This is a genomic window from Flavobacterium sp., assembly GCF_028689845.1.
Taxonomy (GTDB): domain Bacteria; phylum Bacteroidota; class Bacteroidia; order Flavobacteriales; family Flavobacteriaceae; genus Flavobacterium.
Genome location: NZ_JAQVCH010000002.1, coordinates 139,296 through 160,334 on the forward strand (window position 1 = coordinate 139,296; position 21,039 = coordinate 160,334).

Annotated in this window: 18 protein-coding genes; 15 read left to right on the top strand and 3 right to left on the bottom strand. The window is 35.3% G+C overall.

What is annotated here, in order from left to right:
• Nucleotides 1–155 precede the first annotated feature (155 nt).
• The 6 genes from PHR76_RS01815 to PHR76_RS01840 all read left to right on the top strand — a co-directional run bounded on the left by PHR76_RS01815 (nucleotide 156) and on the right by PHR76_RS01840 (nucleotide 9,958).
• On the top strand, nucleotides 156–2,006 hold the full coding sequence (locus PHR76_RS01815) for a Xaa-Pro dipeptidyl-peptidase (RefSeq protein WP_300057818.1): 1,851 nt from the start codon (nucleotides 156–158) through the stop codon (nucleotides 2,004–2,006).
• A gap of 108 nt (nucleotides 2,007–2,114) precedes the next feature.
• Nucleotides 2,115–2,315: a hypothetical protein gene (locus PHR76_RS01820; protein ID WP_300057820.1), complete on the top strand. Its 201-nt coding sequence runs from the start codon at nucleotides 2,115–2,117 to the stop codon at nucleotides 2,313–2,315.
• A gap of 206 nt (nucleotides 2,316–2,521) precedes the next feature.
• Entirely contained in the window at nucleotides 2,522–3,205 is a 684-nt protein-coding gene (locus PHR76_RS01825; protein ID WP_300057822.1) for a glycerophosphodiester phosphodiesterase family protein, read from the top strand.
• A gap of 2 nt (nucleotides 3,206–3,207) precedes the next feature.
• Nucleotides 3,208–4,410, top strand: coding sequence for an NAD(P)/FAD-dependent oxidoreductase (locus tag PHR76_RS01830; RefSeq protein WP_300057824.1), 1,203 nt, complete (start codon nucleotides 3,208–3,210; stop codon nucleotides 4,408–4,410).
• A gap of 68 nt (nucleotides 4,411–4,478) precedes the next feature.
• Nucleotides 4,479–6,797 carry a T9SS type A sorting domain-containing protein gene (locus tag PHR76_RS01835; protein WP_300057826.1) on the top strand — a complete coding sequence of 773 codons (2,319 nt, stop codon included), beginning with the start codon at nucleotides 4,479–4,481 and terminating at the stop codon, nucleotides 6,795–6,797.
• Nucleotides 6,798–6,910: 113 nt separating this feature from the next.
• Nucleotides 6,911–9,958: a choice-of-anchor L domain-containing protein gene (locus PHR76_RS01840; protein WP_300057828.1), complete on the top strand. Its 3,048-nt coding sequence runs from the start codon at nucleotides 6,911–6,913 to the stop codon at nucleotides 9,956–9,958.
• Nucleotides 9,959–10,396: 438 nt separating this feature from the next.
• On the opposite strand, the gene PHR76_RS01845 is transcribed toward PHR76_RS01840, so the two are convergent.
• A complete protein-coding gene (locus tag PHR76_RS01845; RefSeq protein ID WP_300057831.1) occupies nucleotides 10,397–10,897 on the bottom strand; it encodes a DUF456 domain-containing protein in 501 nt (166 codons plus the stop codon).
• Between the two features lie 40 nt (nucleotides 10,898–10,937).
• On the opposite strand from PHR76_RS01845, the gene PHR76_RS01850 reads away from it, so the two are divergent.
• Nucleotides 10,938–11,435, top strand: coding sequence for a hypothetical protein (locus tag PHR76_RS01850; protein ID WP_300057834.1), 498 nt, complete (start codon nucleotides 10,938–10,940; stop codon nucleotides 11,433–11,435).
• A gap of 1 nt (nucleotide 11,436) precedes the next feature.
• Here PHR76_RS01850 and PHR76_RS01855 read toward each other — a convergent pair whose 3' ends face one another.
• Nucleotides 11,437–12,150, bottom strand: a complete 714-nt coding sequence (locus PHR76_RS01855) for a pyridoxine 5'-phosphate synthase (protein ID WP_300057836.1) — start codon at nucleotides 12,148–12,150, stop codon at nucleotides 11,437–11,439.
• 100 nt (nucleotides 12,151–12,250) lie between these two features.
• On the opposite strand from PHR76_RS01855, the gene PHR76_RS01860 reads away from it, so the two are divergent.
• The 8 genes from PHR76_RS01860 to murI all read left to right on the top strand — a co-directional run bounded on the left by PHR76_RS01860 (nucleotide 12,251) and on the right by murI (nucleotide 20,474).
• Nucleotides 12,251–12,910 carry a CBS domain-containing protein gene (locus PHR76_RS01860; RefSeq protein ID WP_300057839.1) on the top strand — a complete coding sequence of 220 codons (660 nt, stop codon included), beginning with the start codon at nucleotides 12,251–12,253 and terminating at the stop codon, nucleotides 12,908–12,910.
• 3 nt (nucleotides 12,911–12,913) lie between these two features.
• Entirely contained in the window at nucleotides 12,914–13,798 is an 885-nt protein-coding gene (locus PHR76_RS01865; RefSeq protein ID WP_300057842.1) for an NAD kinase, read from the top strand.
• Nucleotides 13,799–13,940: 142 nt separating this feature from the next.
• On the top strand, nucleotides 13,941–14,624 hold the full coding sequence (locus PHR76_RS01870) for a DUF6089 family protein (RefSeq protein ID WP_300057845.1): 684 nt from the start codon (nucleotides 13,941–13,943) through the stop codon (nucleotides 14,622–14,624).
• A 5-nt stretch (nucleotides 14,625–14,629) separates the two neighbouring features.
• The gene (locus tag PHR76_RS01875) at nucleotides 14,630–15,367 is read left to right on the top strand and encodes an isoprenyl transferase (RefSeq protein WP_300057848.1); all 738 of its coding nucleotides are present in this window, start codon (nucleotides 14,630–14,632) and stop codon (nucleotides 15,365–15,367) included.
• A complete protein-coding gene (locus PHR76_RS01880; protein WP_300057851.1) occupies nucleotides 15,300–18,014 on the top strand; it encodes a POTRA domain-containing protein in 2,715 nt (904 codons plus the stop codon). Before PHR76_RS01875 ends, PHR76_RS01880 begins: the two co-directional genes overlap by 68 nt.
• A 40-nt stretch (nucleotides 18,015–18,054) precedes the next feature.
• Nucleotides 18,055–19,104 carry an OmpH family outer membrane protein gene (locus PHR76_RS01885; RefSeq protein ID WP_300057854.1) on the top strand — a complete coding sequence of 350 codons (1,050 nt, stop codon included), beginning with the start codon at nucleotides 18,055–18,057 and terminating at the stop codon, nucleotides 19,102–19,104.
• A gap of 18 nt (nucleotides 19,105–19,122) precedes the next feature.
• Nucleotides 19,123–19,623 carry an OmpH family outer membrane protein gene (locus tag PHR76_RS01890; RefSeq protein WP_300057856.1) on the top strand — a complete coding sequence of 167 codons (501 nt, stop codon included), beginning with the start codon at nucleotides 19,123–19,125 and terminating at the stop codon, nucleotides 19,621–19,623.
• A gap of 74 nt (nucleotides 19,624–19,697) precedes the next feature.
• Nucleotides 19,698–20,474 (top strand): glutamate racemase, encoded by a 777-nt coding sequence (gene murI / locus PHR76_RS01895; RefSeq protein WP_300057858.1) that lies wholly within the window; start codon nucleotides 19,698–19,700, stop codon nucleotides 20,472–20,474.
• Here murI and PHR76_RS01900 read toward each other — a convergent pair.
• Entirely contained in the window at nucleotides 20,471–20,986 is a 516-nt protein-coding gene (locus PHR76_RS01900; protein WP_300057861.1) for a gamma carbonic anhydrase family protein, read from the bottom strand. The two genes, murI and PHR76_RS01900, sit on opposite strands and share 4 nt — an antisense overlap.
• Nucleotides 20,987–21,039 lie beyond the last annotated feature (53 nt).

The following is a 21,039-nucleotide window of genomic DNA, read 5'->3' on the forward strand; positions in this document are numbered from 1 at the left end:
GTGTTTAAAAAATTTCAGAACGATAGATGCAAATTACTTCAATTCAGTAAAACGCTCTAAAAACTCAAAACTTTTTCTATATTTGTGATAGCACGCAATTCATATCAAAACCTTGAATACTAGCACTTATTGACGAAATCTTTAAAGAAAACATCATGAAAAAACGATTTCAATTAAACTTACTTATAGCATTTTTACTACTTTCATTCAGCTTTATAAATGCTCAAACTGCCACAAAAGCAGTTCCTATATTTGAAAATGGAGAAGCTCAAATTGTTCCTGAATTTAAAGATGCTGAAAAATGGATTAGACATGATCTTTGGGTTGAAACAACGTTTGATACCGATGGCGATGGCAAACCAGACCGCATGTATGTTGGTGTAACTAGACCTTCTCAAACCGAAACAGATGGTTTAAAACTTCCCGTGATTTACGAATCGAGCCCGTATTATTCTGGCGTTGCTCCTGACTTAGAAGGTAGTTTTTGGAACGTAAATCATGAATTGGGTCAAATGGGAAAAGAACGCATTCACCCGGAGGTTGTTCGCACCGGCAAACGTCCAATTATATCCAATTCACAAATTGCAACTTGGTTACCAAGAGGTTATATTGTCGTGCATTCTTGTTCGCCTGGAACGGGTTTGTCTCAAGGTTCTCCAACAGTGGGTGGCGATAATGAATCGTTGGCTCCAAAAGCAGTAATTGATTGGCTAAACGGTCGTGCCAACGGCTATACTTCTCCCGATGGTGATGAAAAAGTAGTCGCCTATTGGACAACTGGAAAAGTGGGAATGACAGGAACTTCATACAACGGAACGATACCTTTAGCTGCGGCAACAACAGGCGTTGAAGGACTTAAAGTAATTATTCCTGTGGCTCCAAACACTTCCTATTATCACTATTATCGTTCAAACGGATTAGTACGTTCGCCAGGTGGTTATTTAGGAGAAGATATCGATGTATTATATGACTTTATTCATAGTGGCGACGAATCGAAACGGGCTTATAGCAATGCGACAATTCGTGATACAGAAATGAAAAACGGCATGGATAGAATTACGGGGGATTATAACGATTTTTGGGCTGGCCGTGATTACCTCAACGATATGGCACCAATGAAAGCAGCAATGTTGATGTCGCATGGTTTTAATGATTGGAATGTGATGCCAGAACACAGTTACCGAATCTACAAAAAAGCGAAAGAAATGGGCTTGGAAACCAGTATTTATTACCATCAATATGGTCACGGTGGTCCGCCACCTGTGAGTATGATGAACAAATGGTTTACGCATTATTTATTTGGAATTGATAACGGTATCGAAAAAGAAACAAATAAAGCTTGGATTGTACGTGAAAATGACGACATCAGCAAACCAACAGGATACAAAGATTTTCCGAATCCAGAAGCAAAACCAATTCCCTTTTATTTAACTTCTGGTGCTCCAAAAGCTGGAGGATTATCCACAAAAAAAACAAAAAAACAAGGAAAAGAAATCGTTGTTGACAATTATAACTTTACAGGCGAAAGTTTAGCAAGAGCAGCAACCTCCCCTAATCGGGTTTTATATGTTACGCCAACGTTTACAAAAGATGTTCATATTTCGGGTGTACCAAAAATCACCGTTAAGTTAGCAAGTAGCAAACCCGCAGCAAACTTATCGGTTTGGTTAGTCTCACTTCCGTGGAATGAAGATAGTAAAACAAAAATAACCGATAACATCATTACGCGTGGTTGGGCCGATCCACAAAATCATCGTTCTTTAACCGAAAGTGAACCGTTAGTGAAAGGAAAATTTTATGAAGTTACCTTCGATTTAATGCCTGATGATCAAATCATCAAAAAAGGACAGCAAATTGGGTTACTGATTTTTTCGAGCGATAAGGAATACACCCTTCATCCAGAACCAGGAACAGAATTAACAATAGATTTAGACGGAACCTCTTTAATATTACCAATTGTGGGCGGAATTGAGGCCTTTAACGAGGCCTTATTAAAAGAAAACTAACTGAACGCTCTCAAAAAAGGTAAGTAAGCAATTTTTCATAAAATGCTCTTTTTAGCAACAATATAACGCATTCTTATTCGTTCAAAAAGAAACAAACAAAACAAAATCATGAAAAAAAGATTTATAAACATCCTTTCTATTGCCGCCATTATTACTACAATTGGTTTTATAATGGATGGCGATGTTAAAGAACCCAGTATGGCCGTGCGATTTTTAGAATTTTTTTTAATGTTAACCATCCTATTTATACTAACTTTTGTACTTTATAGTGCGTATAGTTTTGCTAAACGAAAACTTCAAAAAGCATAAAATAGCGATTTGAAAAATTTGCTCAACCATTGATTTTTTTAAGATAAAGCGGATTTTTTAACGAACTACAATATAGTTTCTTTTTAAATATTTTTTTAAATTGGTATTATTTATTAGAGAAGACTCTAGTCTAGAAATGCTTTTTTAATAAAGGGCTGTTCGTTTTTGGTTTAGAACCTGTCTCAAAATTCTCGGGATACAATCAAATGAAAAAAATGTTGAAAATCGGTCATCGCGGTGCAATGGGTCACGAAACAGAAAACACAATTGCTTCTATCCATAAAGCGATAGCCCTTGGAGTCGACATCATTGAAATTGATGTTTTTCAACTAAAAAGTGGTGAATTAGTGGTATTTCATGATGAAATGCTAGATCGATTGACAAATGCAACGGGTAGAATTGAAGATTTTACGCTAGACGAACTTCAAAAAGTGATTATAAAAGGAAATCATCACATTCCAACTTTAGAAGAAGTCATCCAAACGATTCATCAATCCGTTCCGTTGAACATCGAATTAAAAGGAAAAAACACGGCAAAACCTACTTTTTTTCTTTTAGAAAAATTCTATCCAAAAGGTTGGACGAAAGCTGACTTTATTATTTCCAGTTTTAAATGGAATGAATTGGAGATTTTTCGGAAACTTGACAACCAAATTCCAATTGCTGTTTTAACCGAAGAAAATCCGCTCGATGCACTTGCCATCAGTAAAAAACTAAAAGCTGTAGCTCTTAATCCGTTTTGGAAAACCTTGACTAAAGAAAATGTGGAACGCATTCAACAAGCAGGACTGAAGGTTTTTACGTTTACCGTTAATGAACCCGAAGATATTAAAACAGTGACAACACTGGGAGTTGATGGAATTTTTTGTAATTTTCCCGAAAGAATTTAAGCATGTATGATGTACTTCTTGTTGGTGGCGGAGCAGCAGGATTTTTTACGGCGATAACCATTGCAGAAAAAAATCCAAACTTAAAAATCGGCATTTTAGAACGCGGGAAATCGGTGTTAGAGAAAGTCCGAATTTCTGGCGGTGGCCGATGCAATGTAACCCATGCTTGTTTTGTTCCCAATGAATTAGTGAAATTCTATCCGCGAGGAGAAAAAGAATTGCGTGGTCCGTTTCATCAGTTTTGCACGGGTGATACGATTGAATGGTTTGAGAAACACGGTGTTGAATTAAAAATTGAAGAAGATGGACGTATGTTTCCAACTTCTGATTCGTCACAAACCATTATTGATTGTTTTCTTTCGTTGGTAAAAAAACACAAAATAGACGTACTCACGACCCAAAGTGTGCAATCGCTTTATAAGGGCGATGGATTTTGGCAAGTGGATACGCCAAACCAAAGTTACCGTTGTACTAAATTAGTGATGACCACCGGAAGTAATCCGAAGATTTGGGAAATGCTAGAAAAACTTGGTCATACGATTGTTCCGCCCGTTCCTTCTCTTTTTACCTTTAACATCAACGACAAACGCATTTCGAATTTAATGGGATTGTCTGCTGTGGCTACCGTAAAAGTTAAAAACACGAAACTGGAAGCCGCTGGTCCTTTATTGATTACGCATTGGGGAATGTCTGGCCCGGGGATTTTGCGACTTTCTGCTTGGGGAGCTCGCACGCTGGCCGAAAAAAAATACCAATTTCATATTGAAGTGAATTGGCTACATGAAACTACATTCGAGGAAGCCATGGAAGCACTCAAATCACTCAAACAAGAACAGGCCAAAAAAGTGGTAGGAAAGAAATCGCCTTTTGATTTTCCGAATCGTTTGTGGGAAAGTTTGGTGTTGCATTCTGGTATTGCAGAAGATACCAAATGGGCCGATTTGTCTAAAAAACAATTGCATGATTTGGGAGGCCAACTGACGCAAGGCGAGTTTCAAGTTAACGGAAAAAGCACATTTAAAGATGAATTTGTAACCGCTGGCGGCATCGATTTGAAAGAAGTAAATTTCAAGACGATGGAGAGTAAACTTTTTGCTAATTTATTTTTTGCTGGTGAAATTGTAAACATCGATGCAATTACTGGTGGGTTTAATTTTCAAAATGCGTGGACGAGTGGGTTTATTGTGAGTGAAGCCATCACTTAATATTTCGATTTGTATTATCGTATAGTTAATTAAAAATAAATTATATTTGATATTCAAATCAGTATCCGATGAAAAAAGCAGTACTCTTTTTCTTATTATGTATTTCTGTTTCCTATTCGCAAACATTGCCTTCCTTAGAAACGTGTATCAATGATTTAAATCAACCAGTTTCTTTTGATTTAACTTTAAAATATGCTGAAATTTTAGGAAGCAATAATTCATCGAACTATCAAATTACGTTTCATTATAGTCAATTTGATGCTACAAATGGTGTTGGTGCAATTCAAAATCCCGAAGTTTATTTCCCCTCTCCGCAATCCCAAGTGATTTTTGCCAGAAGTTTTAATACCGTTAATTATACTTTTTATATTGAAAGTTTTAATTTTATTGTCAATCAAAATCCTATTGTAAATCCTACAAGTTTATTGTTTTGTGGAACTCCTGAATTGGCTCTTTTCAATCTTGAAACAAGTATTCCGGGCATCATTGGCAATAATACAGACCCGTTAACGATTACTTTTTTTTTATCTGAAGCAGATGCTAATGCCAATATAAACCAAATTCCAAGTGGTCCATTTATTCCGATAGCATTTCCGTCTCAGGATGTTTTTGCTCGTGCTGAAAACAATGTAACTGGTTGTTTTTCTATTAAAACAGTAACATTAGTTGTTTCTCCAGATTGTGTTCCCATTACATGTCCAACTGCTAACCAATTAACACTTTCCAATAGCACTGGCACTTCAGCTGATTTAAATTGGTCCTATCAAACTGCACCAAATATCTATATTGGATATTGGCAAATTTCAATAGTCCCTTTAGGTCAGCAGCCAGATTCAAACTCAGCTATACAAACTCAAAGTGCTCCATTTAGCATTACTGGACTAACTCCAAACGTATGTTATTCAGTTTACATCAGAACTGCATGCTTCTGGAATGGTATTACAGTTCTTAGTGATTGGTCTGCACCTTTTGACTTTTGCACAATGGATTGTACAAATAATGGACAATGTCCAGAACAATTAACCTGCATTGCTTTTATTGACGAGAACAATAACGGCGTGATGGATTCGGGCGAATTAAATTTTAGTAGGGGTTCCTATGTTTATGAAATGAATAATAGTGGCGAACTAATTTATGGAAGTTCAAATAATGGATCGCTAACTATTTTTGAACCGAATCCGACGAATAGTTTTGACATCCATTTTGAGGTGAATGAAGAATTTTCAATGTATTATTCCTCACCAACTTCTTATACTGATATTACTGTTCCGACGGGAAGTGGTAGTACAATCTACTATTTCCCAATTACGATTGTACAGGAATATGTTGATGTGGAAGTGAGTTTGGCGACATTCGGAATCTCGCCACGACCAGGTTTTACGTATACGAATAAATTAATTTATAAAAACAATGGTTATACCAACATTACCTCTGGCCTTCTTCATTTTACCAAGGATGATGCTGTTTCGATTGTTTCTGTTTCACAAGATGGTACTTTGGCAACGTCCACAGGTTTTGATTATACCTTTACGGATTTAGCTCCGTTTGAAACAAGAACAATGACCATCACAATGGAAGTTCCAACCATGCCCACGGTTAACTTAGGAGCTGTTTTAACGAATGTTGCCTCAATTGAACCTTTAGACAACGAAGAGAATATAGAAAATAATACTACTTCTCTTTCACAAGTTGTGATTGGCTCGTATGATCCAAATGACAAAAACGAATCGCATGGTGGGAAAATTGAATTTGAAAATTTTACTGCTGATGACTTTTTGTATTATACCATTCGTTTTGAAAATACCGGAACGGCTGCTGCTGAATTTATTCGTGTTGAAGATAGTTTAGAGTCTAGTTTAGACGAAACTACTTTTGAAATGCTTAATGCCAGTCATTCGTTTAATGTGAGAAGAACAGGAAATCAGTTAGTTTGGCATTTTTTTGACATCAACCTTCCACCCTCTGTTGAAAATTCCGAAATAGGAAAAGGTTTTGTTCAATTTAAAATCAAGCCAAAAGCTGGGTTTGCCATTGGTGATATTATTGAAAATACCGCCGAAATTTATTTTGATTATAATCCAGCTATTATTACCAACACGATGGAAAGCCAATTTGTAGAAAGCTTATCGGTTGCTGGTTTTTCAAGTTCATCAGTTGTTTTATATCCAAATCCAACAAATGATACTTTTTACATTCAACTTAACGGAGCAGATGTGATCAAAACAATTGCTGTTTATGATGTTGTTGGCAAACGGATTCTTCAAAAAGAAAACGTAAATCTCAATTCAACTTCAGTTGCTGTTTCTGGTTTTAATCAGGGAATATATTTTGTGGAAATTACTACGATTACAAATGCAAAAGCTCTAAAAAAATTGGTAATTCGATAAAAGCAGAAAATGTTTTTTTATCAAATTCTAATTTATATCCATAATATTCTCGATTAATCAAATATAATTCACTAAAAATAAATTATATTTGATATAACTAAAACCAGTTTTTCATGAAAACAAAACTACACTTCAGCTTGTTGTTTGTTTTGTTTATGTCCTTTTTGGGGCATACACAAACCCAATTAACAGCTTGTGACACAAACTATAATAGCTCACAAACCTTTGACCTAACATCAGCAATCCCGTACCTTTTAAACGGAAATGATCCACAACAATACACCTTTGCTTTCTTTCTTACTGAAACAAATGCTATGGCGAATGTAAATCCGATTACAAATCCTAACAGTTATGTAAACACCTCTAATCCACAACTTATTTGGGTTAGTTTGGTGAATATTCAAACGAATGAAATAACAATTGATGCTTTTTCCTTACAAGTAAATCCGTTACCCACATTAGCAACAGAAGTTGCCTTTGCTTGTGACGACAACAACGACGGCTTTGCAATTTTTGATTTAAATGAAGTCATTCAAACTACCTTGGCGGCTAATAATGCCACTCCAAACACCATGCTCGTGACGTTTTATTTAAGTCAAATAGACATGGAAAATCAGACGAATCCAATACCCACTATTTTTCAAAACATGAACCCTAATCAAGTTATTTATATTCGTATTGATAATTTAATAACGGGTTGTTTTTGGGGTGGCGAATTTTATTTATTGGTCCAAAATTGTACTAATTCCTGCTTTACACCTACCGATTTGTCCGCTATGACCATCACTGAAACAACGGCTACTCTTAATTGGACAAATACAAACGGAACAACCACTCATGAAATTTTTGTTGTTCCTGCTGGTTCTCCGGGTCCAGATGCTAATTCACAAGGGATAATATCCAATTCTATTCCGTATGTATTGGTTGGCTTAAACTGCAACACTTCGTATACCTATTATGTCAAAGCATATTGTAACAATCAAACCGTTTCGGAATGGTCTGTTGGAAGCACTTTTATGACTGCCGAATGTGGAAACACAAATATTCCTTTTGTAACGGTAAACACCAATTCATTTACAACGGAACAATTGCTCAACAATGTGATTCTAAATTCAAGTTGTGGCGACATTTCAAATGTGATTACGCAAGGGCAATGTGGCGTGGGTTATTTTAACAGTAATCAAGGTGATTTTCCTTTTGAGCAAGGAATGGTTATTCGAAGTGGACAAGCTAATTTTACCGAAGGAGTATATAATAGTGGCACGAGCTCATCAACTTGTTCTCAATTTACAGACCCTGATTTAACAGCTATTATGCAAGCTATGGGACAAACGGGAAGCATCAATGATGTTACTTCTGTTAAATTTAACATTGTTCCTACGGGAAATATTTTGAGTTTCAATTTCCTTTTTGCGTCTAATGAATACGGCCTATACCAATGTCAGTTCTCAGATGTATTCGGGTTTATTTTAACCGATTTAACCACTGGTCAATCGCAAAACATTGCCGTTGTTCCCGGAACGGATACACCAATTTCTACAACTACAATTCGAAATAATGCTCACAACTTGAGCTGTCCGTCTGCGAACGCACAATTTTTTAGCACCTACAACATCGACAATCCTTTAAGTGCGGTAAACATGGCGGGATATACGGTTCCGATGACCGCAATTGCTTCGGTTATTCCAAACCGTGAATATTCGTTGAAATTAGCGGTGGGCGATTTTCAAGATACTGCTTTTGATTCGGCTGTATTTATTGAAGGCGGAAGTTTAGCTTTAGGAAATCAATGTAGAAATAACATTCAGGTTATTGCCTTTTTAGATGCCAACAACAATGGTGTAAAAGAGGCAAACGAACCTAATTTCACAAACGGAAACTTGCTTTATCAAATGAATAATACGGGAGAAACGACTACGGCTACAGCTTCGAATGGTGTGTTTTATGTTTACCCAGAAAACGAAACGGATAGCTATGATTTTACCTACGAAATTTATAGTGAACTTGCTGGTTATTATGCTACTCCAATTTCGTTTGACGATATTGTTTATTCGGATTCAAGCGAAAACGTGTATTATATTCCGATTGTAAACACTTCGCCTTATAACGATGTGGCAGTTTCGTTGGTTGGAACGAATCAACCGGCTGCTGGATTCACCTATCAAAATAAAATTTATTATACCAATAACGGTATTGCTTCCGCTTCTGGCACATTGACTTTTGAAAAAGATGCCGCATTAACTATTAGTTCTATATCTGTTTCAGGAACGGCTACTAATCCAACTGGGTTTACTTATGATTATGCAAATTTGATGCCGGGTGAAATGAGAATAATTACAGTATCAATGCCAGTTCCGCCAATTCCAACGGTTGCTATTGGTGATTTGGTCACAAATATGGTTTCTATCAGTGCTTCTACGGCTGATGTAAATTCTGAAAATAATATGGCTTCGTTAACGCGTCCGATTGTGGCGTCGTATGACCCAAATGATAAAAACGAAACGCACGGAAAGAACATAGAATTTAGTTCATTTACATCGGATGATTATTTGTATTACACAATTCGTTTTCAAAACACAGGAACGACGAATGCTGCTTTTGTTCGTTTAGAAGATGTCTTGGATGCTCAAGTTAACCCTGAAAGTTTACGTATGGTTTCTGCTAGTCATCCTTATACATTGGAACGCGTTAACAATCAATTAGTTTGGAAATTTGACAATATCCAATTAGTGCCACAACTCGTTAATGAAACTGCGAGTATTGGTTTTGTTCATTTTAAAATCAAACCGACAGCTGGTTTTGCTGTTGGAACGGTTATTCCGAATACGGCCGAGATTTATTTTGACTTTAATCCAGCGATTATCACCAATACGTTTGAATCCATATTTGTAGAAAATTTAAGTACCCCTACTTTTATGAATTCAACGGCTGTGCTTTCGCCAAATCCAACGCACGATAACTTGCAAATTCAGTTGAAAGGAAATGATTTTATTAGTCAGCTTACTGTTTTTGATCTTCTTGGAAAACGTATTTATTTTAAAGATAAAATTGATTTAAATACGACTTCTATTGACTTTTCAAGTTATAAAGAAGGCGTTTATTTTGTGGAAGTGGTTACTACTTCGCAACAGGTAATTCGGAAGAAAGTGATTAAACAATAAATGATAAACTAAACCGTCTCCAATGAGGCGGTTTTTTTTGCTTTTGGGTTGTTGTTACTGTGAAGTGGAAGGATTTTGGGAACTAGAACCACTTGAAGGGATTACTTCGTTTGTTTGCTACGCTAGTGTCGTGCGGCAGTGGTGCTCCTTTTGCTGAGATTCCTCCTTCGTCGGAAAGACAAAAAAACAGTTTGCTTAATGACTTTGTTCGTGCGATAGCGAGTTAAGATTGATGGTTGCGAAGTCGGGAGACTTCGGAGAGCTTGGTTAGTTTGAATTGTTGAAATGAAATTATTACTCGTCAAATTCTTAACGCTTGCTCTTCAAAAGTGAATGTCATTTTTTTTAGGAGAGCGTGCTTATTTAAAAAAGAAGCGTTTAAGTATTCCGCTTTTTCTTGATGTGATTTTTATGCAAAGAGAAACTATCATTTTTAAGTTAAAAAAACACCGCTCTATATTCCCAAACCTTAGCCAAATAAATCCCGAAGAAAATGATGGCAACCACAAACTTCATAAAGGTAGAGGCCAGAAAACCCATAAAAGAACCAGTTGCGGCTTTCAATGCTTTTTTTGGATTACTGGTTTCGGCAAGCATTTCGCCAATGAATGCTCCTAAAAAAGGACCAATAATAAACCCAAAAGGTATGGGTGCTACTAAGCCAATGAGTAAGCCAATGTTGGTTCCCCAAATGCCGTATTTGGTTCCGCCAAAACGCTTGGTTCCTTGTGCGGGAATGACATAATCCAAAATAGCCACGAGTAAGGCAATCACTAAAGTTACGCCCAATAAAGCATAGCTCATTGGGATTGCCTCTGTAAAATACAACAGCAATAAACCGAGCCAACTAATTGGTGGGCCGGGCAAAACAGGAAGAAAACTTCCAAGAATACCAACCAGCATGCAAAGGAAACTAAGTAGAAGTAGTGCTGTATCCATAAAATATTTATTACATTTGACTTATTAAAAATGGTCGCAATTGGATTATAAACGCAACATAAACAAAATTCTATCTTTTTTTTCGCTTATCCTACTTTTAGGCTCGTGTAATTACTTTGACAAACACGTTCCTTCCGAAGCTGACTTATTAGAGCAACGCTTGAAAGAAATTGATTGGAATGAAGTCACCGTTTATCCTTGTGTGGCCAGTTGTGACAGTATTTTAGATAAAGAGCAAAAAAAAGCATGCTTTTTTACGTTTATGACCACCTTAATTCAGCAAAAAATTTCAATCGATTCTCTTCCGCAACAAGCTCGAATCATCGATACCATTCAAGTTCGAGTTAAAGTAAGTGCCACTTCAGAAATTACGTTTGAACCGCTATTTAAAACCGACAGTTTGCCTTATTCTAAAACAAAAATTGACAGTTTAATTCAAACGCGTTTAACTAATTTTCCTAAAATTGAACCCGCTCAAAAAGAGGGAATTCCGGTGAAAACGGAATTTATCTTACCCGTAATCATCAAATTAGAATAGCCTACTTTAATTTGTGCAAATACATATTTACCACGTTTTCAATTCCGAGATAAAGCGATTCGCAGATCAACGCATGACCGATAGAAACTTCTAACAAACCGGGAATGTTTTGTTTAAAAAACTGAATATTATCCAAACTCAAATCGTGTCCTGCATTAATTCCTAATTCTAATTGAGTAGCTAAAACCGCGGCATCAACATAGGGTTGAATTCCATTCTCGTTTCCCAATCCATATTGGTGAGCAAAATGCTCGGTATATAATTCGATTCGGTCTGCCCCGATGATTTTTGCACCTTCTACCATTTCTAAAACAGGGTCGACAAAAAGCGAAGTTCGAATGTTATTTCGTTTAAATTCCTGAATAATTTCAATCAGAAAATCTTTGTGTTTCAAGGTATCCCAACCCGCATTAGAAGTCAAGGCATCATCCGCATCAGGAACTAAAGTGACTTGCGTAGGTTTTACTTCCAAGACCAAATCCATGAATTTAGCAACGGGATTACCTTCAATATTAAACTCGGTATACACCACTGATTTTAAATCGCGAGCATCTTGATAGCGAATATGGCGTTCGTCTGGACGTGGATGAATGGTTACGCCATGAGCCCCAAATTTCTGAACATCTTTGGCTACTTGAACGACGTTGGGCATACTTCCGCCTCGAGAATTTCTGAGGGTTGCAATTTTATTAATATTTACACTTAACTTTGTCATAAGGCTTTATCGATTAAATTATGTATCGATTACAAAAATACGAAGTTAAACGACCTAATTTATCGGTTTTTTTGATTAATTTGCAACGAAAATAAAAGCTATGTTAGAAATAACAAATTATATCAACAACGACTTCAAAGCGTTTGAGAGTAGCGAAAAAGTAAGTTTTGTTCAAGATTTTTTTTCCGATTTAACTTTTTCTCATTTTCCAATTATTGAAGAGAACATTTATATTGGCAGTATTGCCGCCGATGATGTTGTAACTTTTGAAAAGCATAAAACCATCCAAGAGTATCGCTATACACTTGAGGGTTTTTTTGCCCGAAATACAATGATTTGGCTCGATGTTTTAGAAGTTTTTGCTCAAAATCACACCAATTTAGTTCCGGTTTTAAATGAACAAAACAAGTATATTGGCTATTATGAATTAAGCGATATTGTCCAGTTTTTTGCAGAAACTCCCTTTTTGCGAGAACAAGGAGGCATTATCATTGTTAAAAAAGCAATTACCGATTTCTCGATGAGTCAAATTGCCCAAATTGTAGAAACCAATAACGGAAAAATGTTAGGCTTATTTATTTCGGAGGCCAATGCTGATTTTATTCAAGTAACGATTAAAATTTCGTTGGGCGGAATGAATGAAATTATTCAGACTTTTAGACGGTTTAATTACGAAATCATCTCAGAACATCAAGAAGACAGCTATCTGAACAACCTCAAAGAACGTTCGGATTATTTAAACAAATACTTAAACATATAACGTATGAAAATTGCTATTTTTGGTCAATATTATCAAAATGATACGCGACCAATCATTAAAGATATCCTTGTTTTTTTTAAGAAAAATGCAGTTGATTTAGTGATTGAGCAATCCTTTTTAAGTATTTTATATCAAGAAAACATTCTAAAAAAGGAATACCAAACTTTTTCATCACATCAAGATTTAGATGCAAGTTTTGATCTTTTGATTAGTATTGGCGGAGATGGAACTATCTTAAGAGCAGTAACTTATGTCCGAGATTCAGGCATTCCGATTATCGGTATTAATGCCGGAAGATTAGGCTTTTTAGCCAAAGTAAAAAAAGAAAAAATCGAGCTTTTTTTACAACTTATATTAGACCGAAACTACACGGTTTCTTGCAGAAGCTTAGTGAGCATCGAAAGCAGTCCTAAAAATGAAGCGATAGAAGACATTAATTTTGCTTTAAATGAAATCGTGGTAAGTAGAAAAGATACCACTTCGATGATAACGGTAGAAACCCATCTAGATGGTGAATACCTAACGTCATATTGGGCAGATGGCTTAATTATATCTACCCCTACTGGCTCTACAGGCTATTCTCTCAGTTGTGGCGGCCCCGTTTTAACACCTACCGTTAAAAGTTTGGTCATTACCCCTATTGCTCCGCACAACCTCAATGCCCGTCCGTTAGTAATTCCAGATGGCACCGAAATCAAATTACGCGTCATTAGCAGAGAGCCACACTATTTGGTTTCTTTAGACAGTCGGATTGCCACAATGAACAACAATACGGTATTGACCATTAAAAAAACACCTTTTACCATTAACATGGTCGAAATTCAAGATGAAACCTTTATCAGTACGCTTCGAACCAAACTTTTATGGGGAATGGACCAACGAAATTAACCGATTTTTTAAAAAAATAGTGATATAACTATACTACTCGCTATTTATTTCCGTTTTTTTTGAAATTAATTTGTGATAAATAAGCGATTTAATGACTTTTACCTAGTCATAATTGTTATATTTGCACGCTATTTCAAAACCGATGAATAGATTGTTTATTTTATTGTTTTTTCTCTTGTCAAGCACCTTAATAAAAGCTCAAATTAATGAAATTGGCTTTTTTTTAGGAGGAAGCAACTATATTGGAGATGTTGGTCCAACAACCTACATTGCTCCACACGACGTAGCCCTTGGTTTTGTATATAGATGGAACAGAAGTACGCGTCATTCATACCGATTTTCCTATACGTATGGCAAAATTTCATCAGACGATTTAGACTCTGATATGCCAGACAGATATGAAAGAGGACTGAGCTTTAAAAACAATATTCATGAATTTTCGGCTGGTTTAGAATTTAATTTTTTCGAATTTGATTTACATAAGTTAGGTTCTCAATTCACACCTTATGTTTACACCGGTATTAATTATTTCTCCTATAAAGAATTATATTATATTGATAAGGAGGTTAAAGAAGATTATACAGCTGGAGCTCTTGCTATTCCGATGGTTTTAGGGGTAAAAGCAAAACTGAACAGACGTTTTATCCTAAGTTTAGAAGCGGGTGCTCGCTTTGCTTTTACAGACAACTTAGATGGTAGCAATCCCAAAAATGAAAACTTAACTTCCTTACAGTTTGGAAATATAAATAGTAATGATTGGTATGTTTTTACTGGTTTTATGCTCACATATACCTTTGGAGAAAACCCTTGTTATTGTCCCGATTAATAAAAATGTTAGAAGAACAGATAAATAAACACAACTTACCTAATCACCTGGCCATTATCATGGACGGCAATGGCCGATGGGCCAAACAAAAGGGATTGATTAGAGCAATAGGTCATGAAAATGGCACTAAATCCGTTCGGCAAACAGTAGAAAGCTGTGCCAAACTGGGAATAAAAAACTTGACATTATATGCTTTTTCGACAGAAAATTGGAATCGCCCTAAAATAGAAGTAGATCTTTTAATGAATTTATTAATCAAATCGTTAAAAAGCGAATTGAAAACACTGCAAGAGAATGAAATAAAGTTAAATTCTATTGGAAACTTGGCCTTGCTACCTAAGTCGGCTCAAAAAGAACTTTTAGAAGTAATTAACAAAACCAAAGACAATCAACGCATGACATTGACCCTCGCTTTAAGCTACGGAGCCAGAGAAGAGTTGATTTCTGCAATCAAAACAATTAGTGATAAAGTTAAAAATAATATAATTTCATCAGAGAGTATTGATGAAACAATTATAAATCAACATCTTTACACGCACAATTTGCCAGATGTAGATTTATTGATTAGAACTAGCGGAGAACATCGAATTAGTAATTTCTTGCTTTGGCAGATTGCCTATGCAGAATTATATTTTACAGATGTTTTATGGCCTGATTTTACAGAAGAAAATTTATATGAAGCTATTATTAGTTATCAAAAAAGAGAAAGACGGTTTGGAAAAACAAGTGAACAAATTAAATAATAACGTATTGTTGAGAAATAGTACTACCTTTATTATGCTACTTCTTTTGGGAAGTATTTTTCAAGTAAACGCACAAGATACAACCCCTTATGAAAGAGGTTCTCAATACATACTAGGTAATGTAGAAGTAACGGGCAAACTTACTTTTAACCAGCAAACCGTAATTACTTTTGCGGGACTTGAAAAAGGGCAAAAAATTATTGTCCCAGGTGAAGAGATTAGTTCGGCTATCAAAAAACTAGGAAAACTAGGTCTTTTTAGCGATATTGATGTGTACATCAATGAAATAAGAGGCGACAGTATTTTTCTTGAACTAAGCTTAGTGGAACTTCCTAAATTAAGTGAAGCTAAAATTATTGGTTTAAAAAAGAAGAAAAATGAAGAATTACTCAAAGAACTCGCTTTAACAAAAGGCAAAGTGGTGAATGAGAATTTAATTACGACTTCTAAAAACTTTATTGAGAAAAAATATCAAAAAGACGGTTTTTATAACACAAAAGTGGCCGCCAACATTATTCCAGATACAACAAATGGCAATTTAGTAAAAATGGTCATAAATGTTGACAAAGGCAGTAAAGTCAAGATTTCTAATATCGATATTGAAGGAAACCAAACCTTGTCTGATAAGAATATTAAATCTGCTATGAAAAAAACAAAAGAGAAACTCTTTGTTCGATTCTGGAAAGGCTCAAAATTCATTCCCCAAGATTACAGTCAAGATTTAATTAGCATTGTCGATAAATACAAAAGTATCGGTTATCGTGACGCCCGTATTGTATATGACAGTGTTCAATATAAAAAAGAAGACAACACCATTGCCATTAAAATGAAAATTGAAGAAGGCAGAAAATATTATTTTGGTGATATTAAATTCTTAGGAAACACGATATATACAGACCAAGGTCTAAACCGTTTATTAGGAATTAAAAAAGGAGATACTTATAATGGTGTTTTGTTGCAAGATCGAATAGCCAACAAAAAGAGCCCCGATGCAGATGATATTACGAACTTATACCAAAACAACGGTTACCTTTTTTCAACTATCAACCCGGTAGAAGTTAGAACCGTAAATGACACTATTGATTTTGAAATCAGAATCATGGAAGGTCCGTTAGCATATTTTAATAAAATTACGGTAGTTGGAAACGACAAAACCAATGACCACGTAATTTACCGTGAATTAAGAACTAAACCTGGACAAATTTATAGTAAAGAATCGTTGATTAGAACCATTCGTGAGATTGGTCAATTGGGCTTTTTTGACCCAGAAGCGATTGACCCAAAATTCAAAAATGTAGATGCTGCAGCGGGAACAGTTGATATTGAATATAATTTAGTTGAAAAAGGTTCGAGTCAAATTGAATTACAAGGAGGTTATGGTGGCGGCGGATTTATTGGTACATTAGGCCTTTCTTTTAATAACTTTTCTGTCCGAAATATTTTTAATAAAGATGCCTACAAACCTTTACCAATGGGTGATGGCCAGCGAATGTCTTTGCGTTTACAAGGAAGTACCTTTTTTCAAACCTATAGTTTGTCTTTTTCTGAACCTTGGTTTGGCGGAAGAAAACCAATGCAGTTTTCAACTTCGATATCGCATAGTAAGCAATTCTTAAATAATTTCCAGAGTAACCGTGTCGATAAAAGTAGAAGTTTTAACATTACTTCGTTAGCAGTAGGAACAGCCAAAAGATTACAAGTACCAGATGATTTCTTTACTTTATCTCAAGGAGTTAGCTTTCAATATTATCAATTAAATAATTATACGACCAATCTATTTACTTTCCCTAATGGAACTTCTCGAAATCTTTCTTATTTTATTTCGTTAAGTAGAAATAATAAAGGTGTCAACCCAATATTTCCGGTTTATGGATCTGAATTTTCTGTTACAGCAAAATTCTCTCCTCCTTATTCGCTCTTTAATAATATAGATTACAAAGATTTACCGAATCAAGAGGAATACAAAGTAAAAACAACTACAGTTGTTCAAAATCCAACAACAGGAGACAATATGCCTATTGGAACTTATCTAGACGAAACAGGTAACCCAGTAGAAAATTATCAAGATGCAGCAGTTGATATTGGAAAAGTAGATCAAAAATCATTTTATTGGTTAGAATTTTATAAAATTAAATTAAAAGGTGATTGGTATACCAAACTAGCCGGAAACAATCAAAATGCGTTAGTATTGAGAACGTTAGGTGAATTTGGATATTTAGGAGCGTACAACCAAGATAGAGGTGTTATTCCGTTTGAACGATTCTTTTTAGGCGGAGATGGCTTGGCCAATATTACCCTAGATGGCCGTGATGTAATTCAATTGCGAGGTTATCCAAACTTCTCTTTATCTGGACAAGATGGAGGCGTAGTTTATAATAAATTCTCGATGGAACTTCGGTATCCATTAACTTTAAAATCGGCGGCATCTATTTATGTATTAGGCTTTGCCGAGGCAGGAGCATCTTATAATTCGCTTAAAGAATACAACCCATTTGTGATGCAACGCTCTGCTGGTTTTGGTTTGAGAGTATTTATGCCAGCGTTCGGATTATTAGGAATTGACTTTGGTTATGGCTTTGATGCGATACCAGGACTTACACAAAAAAATGGGTGGGAGACACATTTTATCATTGGACAACAATTTTAATTGTTAATTTCTGTTATATTTACATTATAATTATTAAAGTATGAAGAAATTAGTTTTTATCCTGTTTTTGACTTTGACAAGCACAATTAGTATTGCTCAATCTCGAGGTATTCGAATTGGGTATATCGATATGGAATATATTCTCCAAAATGTTCCCGATTATACCGAAGCTAAAAACCAACTAGAACAAAAAGCTCAAAAGTGGAAATTAGATATTGAGACCAAAAAAAATGAAATCAGTACCGTAAAAGAAGCTTTAAATAGCGAAAAAGTGCTATTAACTAAGGAATTAATAGAGGAAAGAGAAGAAGAAATCACCTATCTAGAAAATGAACTTTTAGCTTATCAGCAAAAAAGATTTGGTCCTAATGGCGATTTGGTCGTTCAAAAAGCGGTTTTAGTTAAACCTATTCAAGATCAAGTATTTACTGCGGTTCAAGATATTGCTGAACTTAAAAAATATGATTTTATTTTAGACAAATCTTCTGATTTAACTATCCTATTTGCTGCGAAAAGACATGACATCAGCGACCAAGTTATTCGCTCTTTAACCAGAGCCTCTAAGCGTGAGCAAATGAGCAAAAAAGAATTGAAAGCGTTAGAAGAGAAAGAACGAATTCAAGATTATGCCGAAGACACCAATCCTGATAAAGAAGCACGTCAGAAAGTATTAGATGAAAGACAAGCCAAACGCGACAGTATTGTAGAAGCACGTAAAAATCTTACCGAACAAAAGAAGAAAGATTACGAAGAGCGACGAAAAAAACTCTTAGATGATCGGGAAGCTAAAAAGAATGGCACAGTTTCTGATAAAGAGAAAACAGATACGGATGTTGAAGGAAAAGAATCGGGTGAGAAAAAATCCGAAACGGAAACTACAGAAGAAAAAACAGCAGACCCAAAAGCAGCAGCCGCTGATGTAAAGAAACAGGCAGACGCAGAGAGACAACGAAAATTGGATGAACGTAAACAACAATTGGAAGATCGGAAACAAAAAATTCTAGCGGAACGCGAAGCCGCTAAAAAAGAAAGAGAAAAACAAAAAGAACCTACCGAAGAGAACAAAGAAGAAAACAAAAACAATAATTAATTATAATAACTAGAAATGATGAAACAAATGAAGACTTTTTTAATTGCTACTTTTTTATTCATTGGTGCAAGCCAAACGATAACGGCACAATCTAAACTTGCCCATGTAGACACAAATGAGTTGATTAGTAAAATGCCAGCTATGATTGAAGCTCAAAAACAATTAGAAAATTTAAGCAAACAATATGATGCAGAGTTTAAAACGATGGCTGATGAATATTATGCTAAATTGAAAAAGTATGACGAAGAATCTTCAACTGTAACTGTTAAAGTAAACGAAGATAGAGCTAAAGAAGTACAAGACATGGAAAAAAGGATCCGTGATTACAGAGAAACAGCTCAAAAAGAATTACAGAAAAAAGAAGGTGATTTAGCGAAACCATTAATGGATAAAATCAAAGCATCGATTGCAAAAGTAGGAAAAGCAAAAGGATACAATTACGTATTCGACGTGAATTCTGCTATTTATGCTGATGGTACAGATTTAACCTCAGATGTAAAAAAAGATTTAGGTTTCTAAAAAAACTTAACTTAAATAAAAAAACTGCTCAGCCATGTAGATGGAATTGAGCAGTTTTTTTTTAATTTTGTCAGATGCATCATTCAAACCCAATTGGACTATTTGATTCTGGTATTGGCGGAACCTCTATCTGGAAGGAAATTCATGCTTTGCTACCAAATGAAGATACTATTTATTTAGCCGACAGCAAAAATGCACCTTATGGTCTAAAATCAAAAGAAGAAATTATTCATTTGAGTAGAAAGAATACCGAATTTTTACTTAATAATAATGCAAAAATAATTGTAGTAGCATGCAACACTGCCACAACCAATGCGATTAAAGAATTAAGAAGTTCTTACGATGTTCCTTTCATTGGAATTGAACCGGCCATCAAGCCAGCAGCAAATAAGTCGAGTACAAATACTATTGGAATTTTAGCAACAAAAGGCACTTTAAACAGCGAGTTATTCAATCAAGCGGTGCTCAACTATCCCAACACTAAAATAATTGAACAAGTCGGCCATGGTCTCGTTCAGCTAATCGAAGAAGGTCAAATTGAATCGGAAGAAATGACGCAATTACTGATAAAATATATTAGTCCGATGATTAAGAAAAACATCGATTACCTTGTATTGGGTTGTAGTCATTATCCGTATTTGATACCCCAAATCAAGAAAATTATCCCTAAACATATCCAAATTATAGACTCGGGTGAAGCAGTGGCTTTACAAACTAAAAATGTTTTATCAGAGAATAATAATTTAAGTAATGCCAAGACTAGTTCGGCTATTTTTTATACCAACACCAATCCGAGTGTTCTAAAAAAGATAATTGGTTCTTCTTATATTATTATCGAAGCCGATTTTTAATCTTCTTTAAACCAATTAGAATACATCACATAATTGGTAGAAATTCGTTCAATTTCACCTGCAAAATCAGATTGATTAATTTCTTTCACTTTTTTTGCCGGAACACCAGCATAAATTGAACCCGATTCAACACGTGTGTTTTGAGTAACTACAGCACCCGCAGCAATGATTGAATTGCTTTCTATCACACAATTATCCATTACAATGGCGCCCATTCCAATCAAAACATTATCGTGTATTGTACAGCCGTGCACAATGGCATTATGACCAATTGAAACATGGTTTCCAATAATAGTTGGATGTTTTTGATAAGTACAATGAATAATCGCTCCATCTTGAATGTTCACTTTATTTCCAATTTTAATAAAATGAACATCACCACGAACTACAGCATTAAACCAAACACTACACTGCTCGCCAAACTGAACATCGCCAACGACAGTAGCATTTTCAGCAATATAACAATCGGCTGGAATTTGAGGAGCCTTTCCGTTAACAGCTTTTATAATCATAATTAAAAAATAATTAAAAATCCCTATGCTTTTTCAAACATAGGGAAAATAAG

Coding starts and splice junctions, on each gene's coding strand:
- PHR76_RS01880 (WP_300057851.1), top strand. CDS start 15,300: ATGAAGCTATTATTAGTTATCAAAAAAGAGAAAGACGGTTTGGAAAAA.
- PHR76_RS01885 (WP_300057854.1), top strand. CDS start 18,055: ATGAAGAAATTAGTTTTTATCCTGTTTTTGACTTTGACAAGCACAATT.
- PHR76_RS01815 (WP_300057818.1), top strand. CDS start 156: ATGAAAAAACGATTTCAATTAAACTTACTTATAGCATTTTTACTACTT.
- PHR76_RS01855 (WP_300057836.1), bottom strand. CDS start 12,150: ATGACAAAGTTAAGTGTAAATATTAATAAAATTGCAACCCTCAGAAAT.
- PHR76_RS01835 (WP_300057826.1), top strand. CDS start 4,479: ATGAAAAAAGCAGTACTCTTTTTCTTATTATGTATTTCTGTTTCCTAT.
- PHR76_RS01860 (WP_300057839.1), top strand. CDS start 12,251: ATGTTAGAAATAACAAATTATATCAACAACGACTTCAAAGCGTTTGAG.
- PHR76_RS01890 (WP_300057856.1), top strand. CDS start 19,123: ATGAAACAAATGAAGACTTTTTTAATTGCTACTTTTTTATTCATTGGT.
- murI (WP_300057858.1), top strand. CDS start 19,698: ATGCATCATTCAAACCCAATTGGACTATTTGATTCTGGTATTGGCGGA.
- PHR76_RS01845 (WP_300057831.1), bottom strand. CDS start 10,897: ATGGATACAGCACTACTTCTACTTAGTTTCCTTTGCATGCTGGTTGGT.
- PHR76_RS01870 (WP_300057845.1), top strand. CDS start 13,941: ATGAATAGATTGTTTATTTTATTGTTTTTTCTCTTGTCAAGCACCTTA.
- PHR76_RS01830 (WP_300057824.1), top strand. CDS start 3,208: ATGTATGATGTACTTCTTGTTGGTGGCGGAGCAGCAGGATTTTTTACG.
- PHR76_RS01900 (WP_300057861.1), bottom strand. CDS start 20,986: ATGATTATAAAAGCTGTTAACGGAAAGGCTCCTCAAATTCCAGCCGAT.
- PHR76_RS01865 (WP_300057842.1), top strand. CDS start 12,914: ATGAAAATTGCTATTTTTGGTCAATATTATCAAAATGATACGCGACCA.
- PHR76_RS01840 (WP_300057828.1), top strand. CDS start 6,911: ATGAAAACAAAACTACACTTCAGCTTGTTGTTTGTTTTGTTTATGTCC.
- PHR76_RS01875 (WP_300057848.1), top strand. CDS start 14,630: ATGTTAGAAGAACAGATAAATAAACACAACTTACCTAATCACCTGGCC.
- PHR76_RS01825 (WP_300057822.1), top strand. CDS start 2,522: ATGAAAAAAATGTTGAAAATCGGTCATCGCGGTGCAATGGGTCACGAA.
- PHR76_RS01820 (WP_300057820.1), top strand. CDS start 2,115: ATGAAAAAAAGATTTATAAACATCCTTTCTATTGCCGCCATTATTACT.